The following is a 19,388-nucleotide window of genomic DNA, read 5'->3' as shown; positions in this document are numbered from 1 at the left end:
CCGCGCACGGATGCAGCAAAGGACGCCAGGATGCACTTGCCAGGTCGCCGCGCGTCCATGCCAGCGACAGGTTGCATGGATGCGAAAAATCCGCGCAGTTTCAGATGATATCCGGTACCGCAGTCGAGGTTGCGGAAGAAACAATCCGGTCTTCATGGCTTCATCGACCGGGGTGCGTTTCGCCCTGCAAAAGAGGACGGGCCTGGAAAATCGAATCCGGCTGGCAGGCGTCGCGCCCCTCGGAACAAGCGCTTACGCGCACCAGCGTTGAGCCCCGCATGGATGCTCCGATCAGCAGGTATGTCCGGTTGCATCCGCAATGAAATTTGTCTTCCCATAGACATTGCGCATTGTTCGTTCACGAGTTGGCACTGTCGGTGCGCCCCATGCGGGGCGCCCCCCAGTCATCGCTAATCCGGGTAACGAACAAAAATGCGCAAGCCACTCCTGCTCCACCCCCTGACGTTGTGCGTCCTGGTGACCCTGGCCGCTTCGGCCAGCGCCCATGCCCAGACCAAGGACGAAGGCAGCGACCGCAAGGTCAGCGATCTCGCCACGGTCAGCGTGTCCGCCTCGCGCATCGATCGCCCCGACCTGGTGGCGCCGACACCGACCCTGCCGATCACCGCCGAGGAGCTGAAGCTCGACTCGCGCACCAACATCGGCGCCGCGCTCAACGACCTGCCCCAGTTCCGTGCGACCAGCTCGCCGCAGACCACCGGTTCCAACACCGGCGCCGGCAACGCGCCGGTCGACCTGCGCGGCCTGGGCATTTCGCGCACCCTGGTGCTGCAGGACGGCCGCCGCATTTCCAGCGACAACGACCTCAATACGATTCCATCGATCGTCGTCAAAAGCGTCGACGTGGTGACCGGCGGCGCTTCCGCGGCGTGGGGCTCGGGCGCGGTCGGCGGCGTGGTCAACATCAGCCTGGATCACGACTTCGTCGGCTTCAAGGCCGGCGTGCAGGCCGGGCAATCCACCTACGATGACGGCAAGGAAAAACGTTTCGAGGCCGCCTGGGGTACGGACTTCGCCGATGGGCGCGGCCATTTCCTGGTCGGCGGCGAGTTCCTCGACAACGACGGCATCGTGCCGCGCAGTTCGCGCAGCCGTGCCGGCCGCTGGTCGACGCTCTCGAACGGCAAGCAGTTCGAATTGATGCCCGACGTGGGCTTTTCCGATGCAGCGTACGGTGGTCTGATCCTGCCGCGAAAACTGCCCGGCGGTGCCAAGGATACGTCCGCGCTGGCGGGCAAGGCGTTCAATCCGGATGGTTCGCTGCGCGACTTCCATTACGGCCGCGTTGTGGGTGCGCTGATGAGCGGTGGCGAGGGCCCGTCCAACGACGACTACAGCCCGCTCAGCGCGCCGCAGAAGCGCTACTCGGTGCTGGCCAGCGGCCGCTACGACCTGAACGACGATGTGCGCCTGACTGCCGAAGTGCGCCACTCGCGGATGTACAACAACTACATCTGGTTCGGCGACCACAACCGCGGGGAGGGTTTCACCGTCAAGATCGACAACGCTTTCCTGCCGCAGCAGGTGCGCGATGTGATGCTGGTCGAAGGGCGTGAGACGATCAACATCGGCCGCTTCAACAACGACATCAACTACCCGCACATCGATTTCGAGCGTGAGACCACCCAGGCCACGCTCGCGCTGGACGGCTACGCCGGCGACTGGCGCTGGAGCGCGTACTACAGCCACGGCGAGGCGCAGGCCAACTTCGATACCCCTGGGTTCATCCTTCGCGACGCGTGGGCCAATGCGGTCGATTCGGTGATCGATCCGTCCACCGGCAAGCCGGTATGCCGTGTCAGCCTGGCCAACCCGGCGATGCACTGCGTGCCGATCAACGTGTTCGGCGAGGGGGCGCCGTCGCAGGAGGCCATCGACTACGTGACCGGCACTCCGCAGCAGCGCGCCAAAACCACGCTGGACGTGTTCGGCGCCAGCCTGCGCGGCGAACCCTGGGAACTGCCGGCGGGCGCGGTCTCGGTGGCATTCGGCGTGGAAGGGCGGCGCGAGGCGATCGACCAGCGCGTCGGCGAGCTCGACGCGGCCAAGGCCTTCCGTTCGTTCAACTTCAGCGCCATGAAAGGCTCGTTCAACGTCAAGGAGGCCTTTGGCGAGGTGCTGGTGCCGCTGGTCAAGGACGTGCCGGGCCTGAACAACCTGGCGCTGAGCGCGGCCGCGCGCATCTCCGACTACAACACCACCGGCTCGATCTGGTCGTGGAAGCTCGGCTTCACCAATGAGTTCTTCGACGGTTTCCGCGGCCGCCTCGCCCGTTCGCGCGACATCCGTTCGGCCAACCTGGGCGAGCTGTTCACCACCACCACCACCGGCTGGAGCTACGTCACCGATCCGACCAACAACCAGACCGTCTACGCGCTGAGCAACGGCGGCGGCAACCCGGGCCTGCGGCCGGAGACCGCCGATACCCTGACCGCCGGCCTGAGCTGGTCGCCGCGCGCGGTCGAAGGCCTGGATTTCTCGATGGATTATTTCAACATCGACATCAAGGACGTGATCACCACCATCGGCCTGCAGGACATCCTCAACCGCTGCGCCGCCGGCAACGCCGAGCTGTGCAGCCGGGTCGAGCGCGACGCGGGCGGCAACATCACCCGCATCGTCTCCACCTACACCAACCTGTCCCAGTACAAGACCGACGGCGTCGACCTGGAAGCCTCCTACCGCCGCGACGCCAGCCTGTTCGGCGTGCCCGGGCGGCTGCGCCTGCGCACCCTGGCGACCTGGGTCAACAGCCTGAGCACCGACGACGGCGTCAAACGCATGGAATACGTCGGTTCGCAGGGCTACGCATTCGGCCTGGGCGTGCCGAAGTGGCGCGCGGTGTCCAGCATCGCCTTCGACAGCGACGCCTTCTCGCTCAACGCGCGCGCCCGCTACCTGTCCGCCGGCGACTACGACCGCAACCAGAACATCGTCAACAACCGCATCGGCAGCTATGTCTACTACGACGTGGGCGGCGCCTACCGGCTTGGCGGCGAGGGCAGGGTCGAGCTGTACGCCAGCGCCAACAACGTCTTCAACAAGAAGGCGCCGATCGCCGCGACGTTCTCGCCGTACTACGACGTCATGGGCGCTTACTACACCGCCGGCGTGCGGGTGAAGTTCTGAGCGGCCGCGCCGCCAACCGACAAGGAGCACACATGCATCATGCAATCCGTACCCTGCTGGCCGCGGCATTGGCCGTCGCCGGCAGTGCGGCCGCAGCGGTTCCGGTGCCGCCGGCGATCCACGCCGACGGCGTTCCCGCCATTCCCGAGGCGACCGCGGAGGCCAGCGCCCGTTACCTGGAGTTCCGCCGAGCCGCCTTCCTTGGCTGGAACCCGCAGAACCACTCGGTCCTGATGAAAACCCGCTTCGGCGGCACCGACCAGCTGCACAGCGTGCGCTCGCCTGGCGCCGCGCGCACCCAGCTGAGCTTCGAGGCCGAGCCGGTGCCCTTCGCCAGCCACGCGCCGGGCGACAGCGGCCACCTGGTGGTGCAGAAGGACATCGGCGGCAACGAGTTCTTCCAGCTGTACCTGCTGAAGGACGGCCGCCTGGATCTGCTGACCGACGGCAGGTCGCGCAACTGGTTCGGCAGCTGGAGCCGCGATGGACGCCTGCTCGGCTACGCCTCCTCGCGGCGCAACGGCGCGGACATGGACCTCTACGTGCTGGACCCGGCCCGGCCGGGCAGCGACCGCATGGTCGCGCAGGTCAGCGGCGGCGGCTGGAACATCTCCGACTTCTCGCCCGACGGCAGCCGCGCGCTGGCCATCAACCGGCTCTCCATCAACCACGCCGTGCTGGCCGAGATCGACCTGCGCAAAGGCGGGATGAAGGTGCTGACCCCGGCGCGCGGGCGCGCGTCCTACGCCGATGCGCACTACGCCCGCGACGGCCGGATCTGGGTGCTGTCCAACCGCGATTCGGATTTCGTCCGGCTGGGCAAGCTGGACCCGCGCAGCGGTGCGTTCACCGCGGTCAGCCGCGAACCGCGCTGGGACGTCACCGACTACGCGGTGTCCGACGACGAACAGGTGCTGGTCTACGCGATCAATGATGCCGGCGTCTCGCGGCTGCGCGTGGGCGATGGCCGGGGCGAGGACATGCGCCAGGTCGATGGCCTGCCGGAAGGCGTGCTGGACTGGAGCATCGGCCGGCTGCTGCAGATCGCGCCGTGGGGCGAGATCGGCCTGAGCCTGTCCTCGGCCCGGGTGCCGGGCGATGTGTATTCGATCGACCCGAAGACGCTGGCGGTGAAGCGCTGGACCTGGAGCGAGGCCGGCGGCCTGGACCTGGAGCGCAACCGCGAGCCGGAACTCGTGGAGGTGGCCAGTTTCGACGGGGAGAAGGTGTCCGGCTTCCTGTACCGCCCCGATCCGGCCCGTTTCCCCGGCAGGCGGCCGTTGATCATGGACATCCACGGCGGCCCGGAAGGGCAGAGCCGGCCGGGTTTCCTCGGCGCCGACAACTATCTGCTCAATGAACTGGGCGTGGCTTTGTTCCTGCCCAACGTGCGCGGCTCCTCGGGCTATGGCAGCCGGTTCCTGGACCTGGACAACGGGCCGTGGAAGCGCGAGGACTCGGTCAAGGACGTGGGCGCGTTCATCGATGCGCTGGCTGGCGACCAGGGGCTGGATGCGGCGCGCTTCGCCGTCTACGGTTTCAGCTATGGCGGCTACATGTGCTACGCCTCGGCGGTGCATTACAGCGACCGCCTGCGCTCGGCCAGCTGCGCCGTTGCCATCTCCGATTTCGTCACCTTCCTGGAGAACACCCAGGCCTACCGGCGCGACCTGCGGCGGGTGGAGTACGGCGACGAACGCGATCCGGCCCAGCGCGCCAGGCTGGCGGAGATATCGCCGCTGCGCAATGTCGGGAAGATCCGCATCCCGCTGATGGTCGCCGCCGGCGGCAACGATCCGCGGGTGCCGGCCTCCGAGGCCGAGCAGATCGTCAGGGCGCTGCGCGGGCAGGGCGGCGAGGCCTGGCACGTGCTGGCGCGCAACGAAGGCCACGGCTTCCACAAGCGCGAGAACCGCGATTACATCTTCTGGGCCGGCATCGAGTTCTGGAAGAAGACGCTGCTCGCTCCGGCGAAGTGAGTGCGGCGGGAGGCGCCGGCATCGGCCGGCGCCTCCGGCTCAACGGTCGTCGTGCAGCTGTCCGCCGGGCAGGAATACCCAGGTGCGGGTGACCTGCAGGATGTCGATGTCGTCATCGGTGCGGGGCAGCGGCGGGAACGGCTGCGCCAGTTCCACCACCCGCAGCGCGGCCGCGTCGAGCAGCGGGGTGCCGCTGCTGCGCAGGATGCGGCTGCTTTCCACGCTGCCGTCGCGGCGCACGCCCACGGTGATCACCACCTGTCCGCCGAGGCGGCGCTGGCGCGCTTCGTCGGGGTAGTTCAGGTTGCCCACGCGCTCGGCGCGGTCCACCCAGGCGCGCAGGTAGTTGGCGTAGGCGTACTCGCGGGTGCTGGCCGAGACGAACTTGCGGTTCGGCCGCTTGGCGTACTGCTCCGAGCGCAGGTGCACCTCGGCGGCCAGCCGCGCCATCTCCGCGTCGCGCTGTTCACGCGCGGTCATCGGCGCATTGCGGTCCGGGCGCTCGGGCAGCGGCCGCGACTGCGCGTCGGCGACGAGGTGTTCGCCCTGCGTGCTGCTGACAACGCGCGCCTGCGGCGGCGGCGGAACCGCGGCGTCCTGGCGCCGGGTGGGCACCGGCGCCAGCCCATTGTCGGGCTGCGGCACGATGCCGGCCTGGCTGTCGCGCGGCCGCTGCGGCCTGTCGTGGTCGCCGCCGCCCTGCTGGTTGGCCTGGGCCAGGAAATCGGCCTGCGCCGGCGTCAGCGGCGTGCTGGTCTGGCTGAAGATCACATCCAGCGTCGGCACCAGCGGCGCGTTGCCGCTGACCGCGAAACCCACGCCCGCGATCAGCAGGCCGTGCACCAGCAGCGACAGCGCCAGCGTGGCGCCCAGGCGCTGCTGTTCGGTGACCCGCGCCGGCGGCGGCAGGGCGTCCGCGGGCACGCTCATCGCGGCAGGCCGGCCTCGAGCGCGTCGAACAGCTGGCCGGCGATGTTCAGCCCGAACTGGGCGTCGAGTTCGCGGGCGCAGGTCGGGCTGGTGACGTTGACCTCGGTGAGGTAGTCGCCGATCACGTCCAGGCCGACGAAGCGCATGCCGCGACGTTTCATTTCCGGGCCGACCTGGGCGGCGATCCAGCGGTCGCGCTCGCTCAACGGGCGGCCTTCGCCGCGGCCACCGGCGGCGAGGTTGCCGCGGAACTCGTCGCCCTGCGGAATGCGCGCCAGGCAGTAGTCCACCGGCTCGCCGTCGATCAGCAGGATGCGCTTGTCGCCGGCGCTGATGTCGGGGATGAACCGCTGCGCCAGCGCCAGCCGGCGGCCGCCGTCGGTCAGCGTCTCCAGGATGACGTTGAGGTTGGGATCGCCGGTGCCGCTGCGGAAGATCGAGCGCCCGCCCATGCCGTCCAGCGGCTTGAGCACGACCTGGCCGTGCTCGAGCGCGAACGCCTTCAGCGCGGCCGCGCTGCGGCTGACCAGGGTCGGCGGGCAGCACTGCGGGAACAGCAGCGCGGCCAGCTTCTCGTTGTAGTCGCGCAGCCCCTGCGGGTCGTTGACCACGCACGCGCCGGCGGCCTGCGCCACCGACAGCACCTGGGTGTCGTAGAGGAATTCGCCGTCGAACGGCGGGTCCTTGCGCATCAGCACGATCTGGCCGGGACCGAAGGCGGTGCGGCCGTAGCTGCCCAGGGCGAACCAGCCGGACGGGTCGTCGCGCACCTGCAGCGGCGCGGTCTCGGCCACGGCGGCGCCGTCTTCCAGCGCCAGCCCGCCGGGGCGCACGTAATGCAGGCGGTGGCCGCGCCGCTGGGCTTCCAGCAGCATGGCGAAAGTGGTGTCCTTGGCGATCTTGATTTGGGCGATGGGGTCCATCACCACGATGACGTCCAGCATGATCCACGGCCGTTCGGGTCAGGCGGCGATGGTAGCGTCCCGGCACGACGGGCGCCCAGCGCCATGCGCGGCCCGGAGCGTTGCGTGGCTGAATGGCCCCGCGCAACGACTGCGATGGGGGTCACACTGCGCGTGGCGCCGGCCCCGCGCGGGTAGCGGCCCTTGACAGTTCGCGGCCGGACTGGGATATAGACCGCTTTCGCAGCAGCACCACGCACAGATGGCGCGCTGCGCGCCCGGGGAAATCGCAATGGTTGAAAACATGGCTGCGGGTGGGGAACTCGCAGGGCTGAAGGTGATGGTCATCGACGATTCGAAGACCATCCGGCGTACCGCCGAGACACTGCTCAAGCGCGAAGGCTGCGAGGTCGTGACCGCGACCGACGGCTTCGAGGCACTGGCCAAGATCGCCGACCAGCAGCCGCAGATCATCTTCGTCGACATCATGATGCCGCGGCTGGATGGCTACCAGACCTGCGCGCTGATCAAGGGCAACCAGCTCTTCAAGTCCACGCCGGTGATCATGCTGTCCTCCAAGGACGGCCTGTTCGACAAGGCGCGCGGGCGCATCGTCGGCTCCGAGCAGTACCTGACCAAGCCCTTCACGCGCGAAGAACTGCTGGGTGCCATCCGCACATACGTCAACGCCTGACCAGGGGGTAAGGCACATGGCTCGAATCCTGTTGATCGAGGACTCACCGACCGACCGGGCGGTGTTCACGCAATGGCTGGAAAAGGCCGGGCACGAAGTGCTCGCCACCGACAACGCCGAGGACGGCCTGCAGATGGCGCGCAGCCAGACGCCGCAGCTGGTGCTGATGGACGTGGTGCTGCCCGGCATGAGCGGCTTCCAGGCCACCCGCGCGCTGTCGCGCGACGAGGCCACGCGCGGCATTCCGGTGCTGATCGTCAGTACCAAGAGCATGGAGACCGACATGGCCTGGGGCATGCGCCAGGGCGCGTCGGATTACGTGGTCAAGCCGCCGCGCGAGGACGACCTGATCGCGCGGATCAACAAACTGGTGGGTTGATGCGATCTCCCTTCGACATCCTCGAGGCCTACGAGCGGCGCAGCCTGGCGCATGCGGTGCAGCTGCCGGAACGGCATTTCTCCGCCGACGTCTGGCGCGGCGTGGGCTACCGCATCGGCAGCAGGCGCCTGGTCTCCGATTTCCGCGAGGTGGTCGAGATCGTGCCGATGCCGCCGGTCACGCCGGTGCCCGGCGCGCAGCCGTGGCTGCTGGGCGTGGGCAACCTGCGCGGCAACCTGTTCCCGGTGGTGGACCTGAAGTATTTCCTGGAAGGGCAGCGCACCGTCCAGCAGGAAGGCCACCGCGTGCTGATCATGCGCCAGACCGGCGGCGACGTCGCCATCAGCATCGACGAGCTCTACGGCCAGCGCAGCTTCGAGCTGTCCAGCCAGGTCCCGGCCGGCGACATCGCCCAGGGCCGCTACGCGCACTTCGTCGAGCACGCCTTCACCGACGGCGGCCACGACTGGGGCGTGTTCTCGCTTTCCCTGCTGTCGCGCACGCCTGAATTCCGGCAGGCCGCCGCCTGAGCGCGGGCCCGCCTTTCCGCATTGGATACCGAGGTCGAAACATGAGTACTGCTCCGGACGCCGCCAAGGCCCGCAAGCTTGGCAACGTGGGTACCAATTTCTGGCTGGGCCTGCTGGTGCTGTCGATGATCGTATTCGGCGCCAACACCGGCGTGGCGACCTGGCAGGGCAGCCGCCTGGCCGGCGCGGGTACCGGCGCGGCCGACCTGCAGGTGCTGTCGCAGCAGCTGGCCAACCAGGGCCGCGAGGCGGTGGCCGGCAACCGCGAGGCCTACGCCGCCTTCAAGGACACCCGCGCCCGGGTCGACCGCACCGTGGGCGAGCTGAAGGGCCGCTTCGGCGAGGAGGCCGGCGTGGCCGCGCCGCTGCGCCAGCTGGTCGAGACCTGGCAGCCGCTGTCCAAGAACGCCGAGCAGATCGTGGCCAGCGAACCGGCGGTGCTGGCGCTGGCCGGCAACGCCGACAGCTTCGTCGGCGCGGTGCCGCAGCTGCAGGCGCAGTTGAACGAAGTGGTGCGCGCCATGACCGCCGGCGGCGCCCAGTCCTCGCAGATCTACAACGGCCTGCAGCAGGTGGTGGTGGTGGGCTCCATGGCCCGCCGCGTCACCGAGATCCGCGCGGGCGGCCCCGGCGCCAGCGGCGCCGGCGATGCGCTGGCGCGTGACATGACCGTGTTCACCCAGGTGCTCGAAGGCCTGCGCGCCGGCAACCAGGAACTGGGCATCGCCGCGGTGCGCAACGCCGACGCGCAGGTGGCGCTGGAGCAGTCGGCCAGCCAGTGGACCAAGATGAAGAAGGACGCCGACGCGATCCTGGCCAGCTCGCGCAACCTGTTCGCCGCGCAGTCCTCGGCCGCGGCGCTGGCCAGCGGTTCGGACCGCATGCTGGACAGCAGCCGCAAGCTGTTCGACGCCTTCTCCGCGTTCGGTTCCACCCGCGATACCCGCATCTTCCCGAACTTCTGGTGGAGCGTGGTGTTCGGCGCGCTGTCGGTGCTGTCGATCATCGGCTTCGTGTGGAGCACGGTGCGCAGCCGTTCGCGCGAACAGGAACTGCGCTACCAGACCCAGGTGGAGTTCAACAGCCGCAACCAGCAGGCGATCATGCGGCTGCTGGACGAAATCAGTTCGCTCGGCGAAGGCGACCTGACGGTGAAGGCCTCGGTGACCGAGGACATGACCGGCGCCATCGCCGACGCCATCAACTACGCCGTGGATGAGCTGCGCCACCTGGTGACCACGATCAACGACATCTCCAGCAAGGTGGCGGTGTCGGCGCAGGAAACCCAGGCCACCGCCATGCAGCTGGCCGAAGCGGCCGGCCACCAGGCCGACGAGATCACCAGCGCCTCGGACCGCATCGGCGAAATCGCCTCGTCCATCGAGCAGGTGTCGCGCAACTCCAGCGAGTCGGCCGAAGTGGCGCAGCGCTCGGTGGTCATCGCCACCGAGGGCGCCGGCGTGGTGCGCCAGACCATCCAGGGCATGGACCAGATCCGCGACCAGATCCAGGAAACCTCCAAGCGCATCAAGCGCCTGGGCGAGTCCTCGCAGGAAATCGGCTCGATCGTGGAACTGATCAACGACATTTCCGAGCAGACCAACATCCTGGCGTTGAACGCGGCCGTGCAGGCGGCATCGGCCGGCGAGGCGGGCCGCGGTTTCGCGGTCGTGGCCGACGAAGTGCAGCGACTGGCAGAACGCACTTCGGGCGCGACCCGACGGATCGAAGGCCTGGTGCAGGCCATCCAGGCCGACACCAACGAAGCGGTCACCTCGATGGAACAGACCACCGCCGAAGTGGTGTCCGGCGCGCGCCTGGCCGAGGACGCCGGCACCGCGCTGACCGAGATCGAACGCGTGTCAAACGCGCTCAACACCTTGATCAAGAGCATCTCCATCGCCGCCCACCAGCAGGCCGCCGCCGCCACCGACATCACCCAGACCATGGGCGTGATCCGGCAGATCACCGGCCAGACCTCGCAGGGTGCCGGGCAGACCGCCGATTCGCTCGGCCAGCTGAACCAGCTGGCCGCGGACCTGCGCCGTTCGGTGGCCGACTTCAAGCTTCCGGCCTGAACCGGTTGAACGGGCGGGGATGGAAAGGAACCAGCAGATGATGTGTCGTCATACCGCAGAACAGGGCCGCCCGGACGGCATGCGAACGATGCTGCACGGGGGAGTGCGATGAGTACCTTGCGCGATGCGATGAGCCACGCGGCGCTGGGCTGGGTCAAGCCGGAGCTGGACGAGACCCTGCGCCAGGCGCGCAGCGAGATCGAGTACTTCGTCGAGGACCCCGCCGACACCAGCCGCATGCGCTTCTGCGCCGGCTTCCTGCACCAGGTGCAGGGCACGCTGCGCATGGTCGAGCTGTATGCCCCGGCGATGGTGGCCGAGGAGCTGGAACTGCTCGCCGACGCCGTGCGCGACGGCGCCGTGCCGGACCGCGACGAAGCCTGCGCCACGCTGATGCGCGGCACCGTGCTGCTGCCCGACTATCTGGAACGCCTGCAGAACGGCCACCGCGACATTCCGATCGTGCTGCTGCCGCTGCTCAACGAGATCCGCGCCGCGCGCGCGGCCGAAGGCATCAACGAGGGCGTGCTGCTGGCGTTCGACCCGGAAGCGGGCAAGGCCAGCGAGGCCGAACTGGAACACGCGCGCGGCAGCCTCAGCGGCCGCAACCGCGAGCTGCTGGACACGGTCGGCAACGCGGTCAAGGAAGAACTGCTGCGCATCAAGGATGCGCTGGACCTGCACGTGCGCCTGGGCGGGGACACCGCCGGGCTGCAGACCCAGGTCAACGAACTGGGCGCCGTGGCCGACACGCTGGGCGTGATGGGGCTGGGCGTGGCGCGCGGCGTCGTGGCGCAGCAGCGCGACGCGCTGCGCGACGTGGTGGACGGCGGCCGTCCGCTGGACGACAACCTGCTGCTCGACATCGCCGGCGCGCTGCTCTACGTCGACGCCTCGCTGGACGACCAGGTCGCCTACCTCGGCGCCACCCTGGACGGCGACGAGGACCCGGCGGCGGTGGAAACGCGGCGCACCGTCGAGGTGCTGGCGCACGAGGCCATCGCCAATTTCGGCGCGGCGCGCGAAGCCTTCGTTGCCTTCATCGAGACCAACTGGGACCACGCGCGCCTGCAGGACGTGCCGCGCCTGCTGGACGAGGTGTCCGGCGCGCTGCGCATGCTCGACCTGCGGACGCCGGCGGACTACATGAACGGCGTGCGCCAGTACATCGGCGTCGAACTGATCGGGCGCAAGCGCATTCCCGGCGGGCGCCAGCTGGACACCCTGGCCGACGCCATGGCCAGCCTGGAGTACTACCTCGAGGCGCTGCGCGAGCGTCGCCCCGGCCGCGAGGAAATCCTGGACATCACCCGCAGCAGCCTGGAGGCGCTGCGCTACTGGCCGGTGCCCGCGGCAGGCGCGCCGGAGGATGCGGTCTCCGCTCCGGCCCTGGTGGAGGCGAGCGCGCCGGTTGTCGCCGACCGCACGCAGGACGATGCGGTCGCCGCAACGGCCTACGCCGACGCTTTCGCGCCGGCGTTCGATGCGGTGGAAACGAAGGTCGAAGAGCCTGCCGCGCCCGTGGCGCAGGTCCGGCCGCTGGTGTTCGGCGAGGCCATCCATGCGCGTCCGGCACCGGTGACGCCGGTGGCTGCCGAACCGCCGCCGCTGCCGCCGCTCGACAGCATCGATGCCGCCGGCGTCGCCGACGCCACCCCGGCCTTCGACGTGGACATGGCGGAAACCGACCCGGCGCCGTCAGACACCGGCGACCGCTACGCGATGCCGGAATGGCTGTCCGGCGAAGTGGCCGGCAAACCCGCCGCGACCCACGAACCGGCCGCGACGGACGGATTCCTGTCCTTCGATCCGATCGCCGCGGAGCTGGGTGCCGGCCCGCAGGCCGATATCGCCCTGGCGCCGTTCGCCGCCGATCCGGTCGATGGCGGCGTCGTGCCGTCGCAGGACGCCGAGGTTCCGGCGGACACCGGAACGTTCCCCGCCTTCGACCCGGTCGCCGCGGAGCTGGATGCCGGCCCGCAGGCCGATATCACCCTGGCGCCGTTCGCCGCCGATCCGGTCGATGACGGCGTCATGCCGTCGCAGGACGCCGAGGTTGCGGCGGACGCCGGAACATTCCCGGCCTTCGATCCGGTCGCAGCCGAGCAGGGGCCGGATGACGCGCCTGCCGTGCCGGACACCGTCGATGCGCTGGCGTTCGATGCGGCGCCGTTCGAGTTCACCCTGGCGGACGAGGAGCCGGCCGTCGCGCGCGCGGAAGGCGAGGACGTGTCCGCCGCCGTTCCTGCCGCGCAGCAGGACGAAGCGCCGGCGGCGATGGATGCGCCGGAGCAGGCTCCCGCCGACACCGCCCCGGCCTCCGAAGCGCCCGCGCCCGACCACGAGATGGCGGCATTCATGGCCGAGCTGGACAAGGCCGCCGCGTCGTTCGACCCGTTCGTCGCGCCGGCCGCACCGGAGGCCGTGCCGGTCGCACCCGTCTCTGCGCCCGCCGCCGAAGCGCTGGACGCGAGCGCCGGCGTGGACGGCGGGTTCGACAACGATGCCGAGCAGATCGACCAGGACATCCGCGATGTCTTCATCGAAGAGTTCGACGAGGAACTGCTGAACCTGGGCCGGCTGCTGCCGGCCTGGCGCGCGGCGCCGGACAGCATGGAACGACTGCGCCCGGTGCGCCGCGTGTTCCATACGCTCAAGGGCAGCGGCCGACTGGTCGGCGCGCGCACGCTGGGCGAGTTCAGCTGGAAGATCGAGAGCATGCTCAACCGCGTGCTCGACGGCACCCGTCCGGCGAGTCCGGCGGTAGTGGCCATGGTCGGCCAGGCCTTCGAGGTGCTGCCGCAGTTCAACGCCGCCCTGCGCGGCAACGGGCGCATCCATGCCGACGTGCTCGGCATGCAGGACATCGCCGACCGTATCGCCGCCGGCGAGGAAGCCTTCCATGTCGCCGGCGCCCCTGCCGCCGCGGCCACCGCCGCACGGGTGGAGGCGAAGCCGGCCGCCGTGGGCACGCCGGCCTCGGTGGACAGCGTGCTGCGCGAGATCCTCGAAGCCGAAGTGGGGCAGCACCTGGCCACGGTCGAAGCGTGGCTGTCGCAGTCGCGTGCCGAACCGCAGCCGGTCACCGAGGAACTGCTGCGCGCGGTGCACACCATGAGCGGCGCCTTCGCGATGACCGAGGTGCCGGAGATCACGGCGGTGACCGCGCCGGTCGAATCGTTCGTGAAGCGCTCGCTCGCCAACGCGGTCACCCCGACGGGCGAAGGCGTCGCCGCGCTCGGCGAGGCCGCCACCGCCGTGGCCACCACCATCACCGCGCTGCAGGCGCCGTCGCCGCTGATTCCGTCGTTCGCGCCGCTGGCCGGGCGCCTGCAGGCGCTGGCCGACGCATTGCCGGAAGTGCGCTGGCCGCCGCTGGTGCACGAGGACATCGACGACGAGGACATGCCGGCCGCCGCCGCGCCTGCCGACGCCCAGACGCCGGAACCGCTGCCGGTGGCCGAGGAACTGGCCGGCATCGGCGATCTTTCCGCGTACTTCGACCCGGCGCTGCTGGAAGCCTCGTTCGCGGGTGTTCCGGCACAGGACGCGAGCGGGCAGCACGAGGAGGCGCACGCGCCTTCCACTGCCGCGGACGATGCGGCCGCGCTGCAGGTCTTCGAATGGCCCGAAGAGGCCGACGACGAAGCGGAAGCCGCGATCGCCGCTGGTGCCGGGGCGGAGCTGGAGGTTTCCAGTCCGCCGCAGGACGAGGTGGAAACCCAGCCGGCGCAGGACGAGGCGGACGACATCGCCGGCATCGCGCCGCAACTGGACGAGGTCGCGCCGGAAGCGTCCGTGCATGCCGCGCTGGCGCCGGCGCCGGCGATGGACATGGCGACGTCCGACTTCGAACCGGTCGAGGCCGCGTTCGCGGCACCGCCCGCCGACGCGGCGCAAGCCATTGCGGCCGACGAGGATTACGCAGGACAGGCGCTGGACGACACCGTCGCGGCGCAGGATGCGCTGCATGACGGGGATGCGGCCGGCGAGTCCGATGCCGCGATCCTGGAGCCGTTCCAGGCCGAAGAGGACGCGGTCGCCGCGCCGGTGCTGTCGCTGGACGCCGTCGAATCGACGGACGCGCCGGACGAGCAGAGCGGCACTGGCGCCGATACTGCCGTCGAATCCGAATCCGAATCCGAATCCGAATCCGAGCAGGAGCAGGAGCAGGAAACCGAGTCCGATTCCGAATCCGAACGCGAGGAGCCGGAGCACGCCTCCGGACCGGTCGCCGAGGCACCGGCCGAACTGGCGCCGTTGACGGCACCGGTGATGGACGCCGCGCCCGCGGCCGCCGTCGACGCGGCGGCATTCGACGCCGGCCCGCTCGACTTCGACGACCTCGACCGCGAACTGGTCGACATCTTCGTCGAGGAAGGCAAGGACCTGCTCGACCATTGCGACCGCCTCATCAGCGAACTGCGTTCGGCGCCGGAAGACCGCGAACTGCTCGCCGGGCTGCAGCGCGATCTGCACACGCTCAAGGGCGGCGCGCGCATGGCCGGCATCAATGCCATCGGCGATCTCGGCCACGGCATCGAATCGCTGCTGGAAGCGGTGGCGGCCAGCCGCACCGAGATCGGCCGCGGCGACGTGCAGCTGCTCGAGCGCGGTTTCGACCGCCTGCACCAGCTGCTGATCCGCACCGGCGCGCACCGCGCGGTGCAGATGCCGGTCGATCTCATCGAGGCGTTCGAGGCCCGGCCCGCACCGCCGGCCGCGGCGACGCGCCCGCGATTCCGCTGCCGGCGCAGGAGCCGGCGCTGGCCGCCAGCGTGGGCGCCGGTCGTCGAGGCCACGCCGGAAACAGAAAACGGGCGACGGCGAGAGCGAGGGCGAAGCGGAACTGCCATCGGCCGCCGACGCCATCGACGATGCACCGCCCGCGACGTTCGCGGCGCCCGCGCCGCCGAGGTCCTGCCGGACATCGCGCCGCAGCCGCCGCTGGCGGCCACCGGCATCGCCGCCGAGCCGCTGTCCGCGCCGGTGGTCGAAGCGCAGGCCGTGGACGAGGAAGGCGCGACCCGCACGCAGGAACAGGTGCGCGTGCGCGCTGACCTGCTCGACCGCCTGGTCAACCATGCCGGTGAAGTGGCGATCTACCGTTCGCGCCTGGAACAGCAGCTGGGCGCGTTCCGCAGCGCCATGGGCGAGCTGGACCGCACCAATGCCCGTCTGCGCGACCAGCTGCGCCGCCTGGACCTGGAAACCGAGGCGCAGATCGTGGCCCGCTACCGCCGCGAGCAGGAGCAGGCCGACCAGGCGTTCGATCCGCTGGAACTGGACCGCTTCTCCACGCTGCAGCAGCTCAGCCGCGCGCTGAACGAATCGGCGGCCGACCTTGGCGGCCTGCAGGGCGTGCTCGACGACCTGTCGCGCAATTACGACGCCCTGCTGCAGCAGCAGTCGCGCGTCAGTTCGGAACTGCAGGACGGCCTGATGCGCGCGCGCATGGTGCCGTTCGACGGCCTGGTGCCGCGCCTGCGCCGCGTGGTGCGGCAGGCCGCGCACGACATCGGCAAGCAGGTGCACCTGAACCTGGAAGGCACCCACGGCGAGCTGGACCGCAACGTGCTCGACCGCATGGTCGCGCCGCTGGAGCACATGCTGCGCAACTCCGTGGCCCATGGCCTGGAGACGCCGGAGCAGCGCATCGCCGCCGGCAAGCCGGAAGAAGGCAGCATCACCCTGCGGCTGCGCCGCGAAGGGTCGGAAATCGTGCTGGAGGTGGCCGATGACGGCGCCGGCCTGGACCGCGAGGCGATCCGTCGCCGCGGCGAGCAGCGCGGCCTGATCCAGCCCGGCGAACAGCTCGACGACGCGCAGCTGGACAACCTCATCTTCGCCTCCGGTTTCAGCACCAGCGAGCAGGTCAGCCAGCTCGCCGGCCGCGGCGTGGGCATGGACGTGGTGCGCAACGAAGTGCGCCAGCTCGGCGGCTCGGTGGACATCCATACCGTGCGCGGGCAGGGCGTGACCTTCACCCTGCGCCTGCCGCAGACGCTGGCCGTCACCCAGGCGGTGTTCGTGCGCATCGGCGAGACCACCTTCGCCGTGCCGGTCGCGTCGGTCAGCGGCATCGGCCGCATCGCCCGCGAGCGTTTCGAATCCGGCCAGGGCGGCTACCACTACAACGGCGAGGACTTCGCGCTGCACGACCTGGGCACGCTGGTCGGGCAGGCCGCGGCCAAGGCCGAAGGCCAGCCGCAGATCCCGCTGCTGCTGGTGCGCGCCGGCGACCTGCGCGCGGCCGTGGCCATCGACCAGGTGCTGGGCAACCGCGAAATCGTGGTCAAGCCGGTGGGCCTGCAGATCGCCTCGGTGCCTGGCATCTACGGCGCCACCATCACCGGCGAAGGCAACGTGGTGGTGATCCTGGACGTGGCGCCGCTGGTGCGCCGCCACCTGGCCCAGCCGCAGCAGCCGGTGGAAACGGCCGCGGTCGGCCAGCAGCGCAACGTGCCGCTGGTGATGGTGGTGGACGACTCGCTGACCATGCGCAAGGTCACCGGCCGCGTGCTGGAGCGCCACAACTTCGAGGTGGTGGCCGCGCGCGACGGCGTCGAGGCGCTGGAGCGGCTGGAGGAACGCGTGCCGGACCTGATGCTGCTGGACATCGAAATGCCGCGCATGGACGGCTACGAGCTGGCCACCGCGATGCGCGCCGATCCGCGCTACAGGGAAGTGCCGATCGTGATGATCACCTCGCGCAGCGGCGACAAGCACCGCCAGCGCGCATTCGAGATCGGCGTGCAGCGCTATCTCGGCAAGCCGTACCAGGAGCTGGATCTGATGCGCAATGTCTATGACCTGTTGGGGATCGCCCGTGTCCGCGAGTGATCGTTCCGCCGCCAGGCCGGTCGCCCTGCTGGCGCGGCCGGGCGCCGCGCGCGAGCGGCTGAAGGAAGCCGTGCTCGCCGCGGGCGGCGACCTGGTGCTGGAGGCGGACCCGGAGACGCTGGAGCCGGCGGCGTTGCAGGCCGTCGGGCCGGCGATGGTGCTGGTGGCGCTGGAGCCGGCGGTGGAGGACGCGCTCGAGCGCCTCGGCCCGGTTCTGGATGCGCCGCAGCTGGAGCTGATGTTCGAGGAAGCCGAGCTAGCCGCGCGCCGCGAAGGCTGGGACGCGCAGCGCTGGACGCGCCACCTTGCCGCCAAGCTGCACGGGCACGACCAGGTGCTGCCGCCGGGCCACGAGGAAGAAGCGCTGCCGTTGCCGGAGCCGGGCATGCCCGAGCGCCCGGACCAGCGCCACGCCGATGCGCCGCTGCAGTTCCATGTCGACGAAGCGGTGCTGCATATCGACGAAGTGCCGGCCGACACGCTGTATGCGCCGCCGGCTGCCGTCGACCGGCCGGAAGTGCTGAGCTTCGAGGAACTGATGGCGCTCGCTCCTTCGCGGGCGGCGCCGGACGCTGCGCCGGTCGGGCCGCCGGAACTGCCGCCCGTGGCCGATGGGCCGGCGCCGGCTGCCGCAGCGCCGTTGCCCGGCAGCTTCCACAGCTGGTCGCTGGTCGATGACGATGCCTACGTTGCGCCGACGCCGACGCCCGCGCCGGCCGCGCCGGTCCTGGACGATGCGCCGCCGGCCACCGATGCCGGCGGGTTCGGCGCCGGCGCGCTGTCGCTGGTGGAACTGGACGCGGAAGCGGCCGCCAGCGTGCCGGGCGCAGTGCTGCTGCTGGCCGGCATCGGCGGGCCGGATGCGGTCCGGCGCCTGCTGGGCGCGCTGCCGGACGACTATGCGCTGCCGGTACTGGTGCAGATGCGCCTGGACGGCGGCCGCTACGCCAACCTCGTCAAGCAGATGTCGCGCGTGGCGATGCTGCCGGTCGCGCTGGCCGAAGCCGGGCAGGCGCTGGAGGGCGGCAATGTCTACGTGCTCCAGGACGGCGTCGGCGTGACGGCGCAGGCCGGCGGGCTGCGTTTCGTCGACGGGCCGGCGCCGGTGCTCGAGGTCCTGCCGGCCGAACGGTCGGCGGTGGTCATGCTGAGCGGCGCGGATCCGTCGCTGGTGCCGGCGGCGTTCGAATTCGCCGAGCGCGGCGGCTGGGTCGCCGGGCAGAGCGGCGAAGGGTGCTACGACCCGGAGGCCGCCAGCCAGCTGGCCGTCGCCGGGCATCCGGCCGGCACCCCGGAATACCTCGCCGGCGAGCTGGCGCAGCGCAGCGTCGGCTGAGCGGCAACCGATCAAGGAACCGACCATGAGTTATGCAAGCAACGATGAAGTCCGCGGCGTCCTGATCCAGGCTGGCGCCGAGCGCGTGCTGCTGCCCAACGCCACCGTCGCCGAAATGATGTCGCGGGTGACGGTGGAGCCCATCGAGGGTGCGCCCGACTGGCTGGCCGGCTACATCGCCTGGCAGGGCTGGGAAGTGCCGCTGTTGTCCTTCGCCCGCTTCAACGGCGGCGACGAGCCGGTCGCCGGCAGCAACAAGGTGGTGGTGCTCAAGGCGCTGGGCGGCAACCCGGAGATGCCGTATTTCGCGCTGCTGACCCAGTCCTTCCCGCAGCTGATCGCGGTCCCGCGCGACGGCCTGCTGGCCGACGCCTCCGAGGAAAGCCTGCCGCAGGGCGTGCACATGCGCGTGCTGCTGGGCGAACAGAGCGCGCTGCTGCCGGATCTGGACGCGATCGAAAGCGCGGTGCTCGCCGCGCTGGCGGCGGTGGCCTGAAACATCTGTGGGAGCGCACTGCGGTGCGCGATGAAGCGTTCCCGATGAGGTGCCCTCGCGCACCGCAGTGC

11 protein-coding genes are annotated in these 19,388 nt (G+C 70.3%); 9 read left to right on the top strand and 2 right to left on the bottom strand.

Going from position 1 to position 19,388, the window contains the following annotated elements; all coding sequences use genetic code 11:
- Positions 1 to 432: 432 nt before the first annotated feature.
- A complete protein-coding gene (locus ABTV91_RS15210) occupies positions 433 to 3,150 on the top strand; it encodes a TonB-dependent receptor domain-containing protein (protein ID WP_433852171.1) in 2,718 nt (905 codons plus the stop codon).
- Between the two features lie 32 nt (positions 3,151 to 3,182).
- Positions 3,183 to 5,129 carry a S9 family peptidase gene (locus ABTV91_RS15205; RefSeq protein ID WP_433852170.1) on the top strand — a complete coding sequence of 649 codons (1,947 nt, stop codon included), beginning with the start codon at positions 3,183 to 3,185 and terminating at the stop codon, positions 5,127 to 5,129.
- Between the two features lie 39 nt (positions 5,130 to 5,168).
- Here the strand turns inward: ABTV91_RS15205 and ABTV91_RS15200 are convergent, their stop codons facing one another.
- Together ABTV91_RS15200 and gshB are read right to left on the bottom strand one after the other, a co-directional pair.
- The gene (locus tag ABTV91_RS15200; protein ID WP_433852169.1) at positions 5,169 to 6,059 is read right to left on the bottom strand and encodes a cell envelope integrity protein TolA; all 891 of its coding nucleotides are present in this window, start codon (positions 6,057 to 6,059) and stop codon (positions 5,169 to 5,171) included.
- Positions 6,056 to 7,006, bottom strand: a complete 951-nt coding sequence (gshB, locus tag ABTV91_RS15195) for a glutathione synthase (protein WP_433854200.1) — start codon at positions 7,004 to 7,006, stop codon at positions 6,056 to 6,058. The genes ABTV91_RS15200 and gshB overlap by 4 nt, the downstream gene beginning before the upstream one ends.
- Positions 7,007 to 7,253: 247 nt before the next feature.
- On the opposite strand from gshB, the gene pilG reads away from it, so the two are divergent.
- From pilG to ABTV91_RS15160, 7 genes are all read left to right on the top strand, one after another.
- On the top strand, positions 7,254 to 7,655 hold the full coding sequence (gene pilG / locus ABTV91_RS15190; protein ID WP_054667142.1) for a twitching motility response regulator PilG: 402 nt from the start codon (positions 7,254 to 7,256) through the stop codon (positions 7,653 to 7,655).
- A gap of 16 nt (positions 7,656 to 7,671) precedes the next feature.
- A complete protein-coding gene (locus tag ABTV91_RS15185) occupies positions 7,672 to 8,034 on the top strand; it encodes a response regulator (RefSeq protein ID WP_153190889.1) in 363 nt (120 codons plus the stop codon).
- Positions 8,034 to 8,564 (top strand): chemotaxis protein CheW, encoded by a 531-nt coding sequence (locus ABTV91_RS15180; protein ID WP_433852168.1) that lies wholly within the window; start codon positions 8,034 to 8,036, stop codon positions 8,562 to 8,564. Before ABTV91_RS15185 ends, ABTV91_RS15180 begins: the two co-directional genes overlap by 1 nt.
- Positions 8,565 to 8,605: 41 nt before the next feature.
- Positions 8,606 to 10,642, top strand: coding sequence for a methyl-accepting chemotaxis protein (locus ABTV91_RS15175; protein WP_433852167.1), 2,037 nt, complete (start codon positions 8,606 to 8,608; stop codon positions 10,640 to 10,642).
- Positions 10,643 to 10,750: 108 nt separating this feature from the next.
- Positions 10,751 to 17,485, top strand: a complete 6,735-nt coding sequence (locus tag ABTV91_RS15170) for an Hpt domain-containing protein (RefSeq protein ID WP_433852166.1) — start codon at positions 10,751 to 10,753, stop codon at positions 17,483 to 17,485.
- Entirely contained in the window at positions 17,472 to 18,821 is a 1,350-nt protein-coding gene (locus tag ABTV91_RS15165) for a chemotaxis protein CheB (RefSeq protein WP_433852165.1), read from the top strand. Before ABTV91_RS15170 ends, ABTV91_RS15165 begins: the two co-directional genes overlap by 14 nt.
- A gap of 25 nt (positions 18,822 to 18,846) precedes the next feature.
- Positions 18,847 to 19,317, top strand: a complete 471-nt coding sequence (locus ABTV91_RS15160) for a chemotaxis protein CheW (RefSeq protein ID WP_433852164.1) — start codon at positions 18,847 to 18,849, stop codon at positions 19,315 to 19,317.
- The last annotated feature ends 71 nt before the right edge of the window (positions 19,318 to 19,388 follow it).

The sequence above is a fragment of the Stenotrophomonas nitritireducens genome, from assembly GCF_050984405.1.
GTDB classification, from domain to species: domain Bacteria; phylum Pseudomonadota; class Gammaproteobacteria; order Xanthomonadales; family Xanthomonadaceae; genus Stenotrophomonas; species Stenotrophomonas nitritireducens_B.
This window is presented reverse-complemented; position numbering and strand designations above follow the sequence as displayed.

Coding starts and splice junctions, on each gene's coding strand:
- ABTV91_RS15210 (WP_433852171.1), top strand. CDS start 433: ATGCGCAAGCCACTCCTGCTCCACCCCCTGACGTTGTGCGTCCTGGTG.
- ABTV91_RS15205 (WP_433852170.1), top strand. CDS start 3,183: ATGCATCATGCAATCCGTACCCTGCTGGCCGCGGCATTGGCCGTCGCC.
- ABTV91_RS15200 (WP_433852169.1), bottom strand. CDS start 6,059: ATGAGCGTGCCCGCGGACGCCCTGCCGCCGCCGGCGCGGGTCACCGAA.
- pilG (WP_054667142.1), top strand. CDS start 7,254: ATGGTTGAAAACATGGCTGCGGGTGGGGAACTCGCAGGGCTGAAGGTG.
- ABTV91_RS15185 (WP_153190889.1), top strand. CDS start 7,672: ATGGCTCGAATCCTGTTGATCGAGGACTCACCGACCGACCGGGCGGTG.
- ABTV91_RS15180 (WP_433852168.1), top strand. CDS start 8,034: ATGCGATCTCCCTTCGACATCCTCGAGGCCTACGAGCGGCGCAGCCTG.
- ABTV91_RS15175 (WP_433852167.1), top strand. CDS start 8,606: ATGAGTACTGCTCCGGACGCCGCCAAGGCCCGCAAGCTTGGCAACGTG.
- ABTV91_RS15170 (WP_433852166.1), top strand. CDS start 10,751: ATGAGTACCTTGCGCGATGCGATGAGCCACGCGGCGCTGGGCTGGGTC.
- ABTV91_RS15160 (WP_433852164.1), top strand. CDS start 18,847: ATGAGTTATGCAAGCAACGATGAAGTCCGCGGCGTCCTGATCCAGGCT.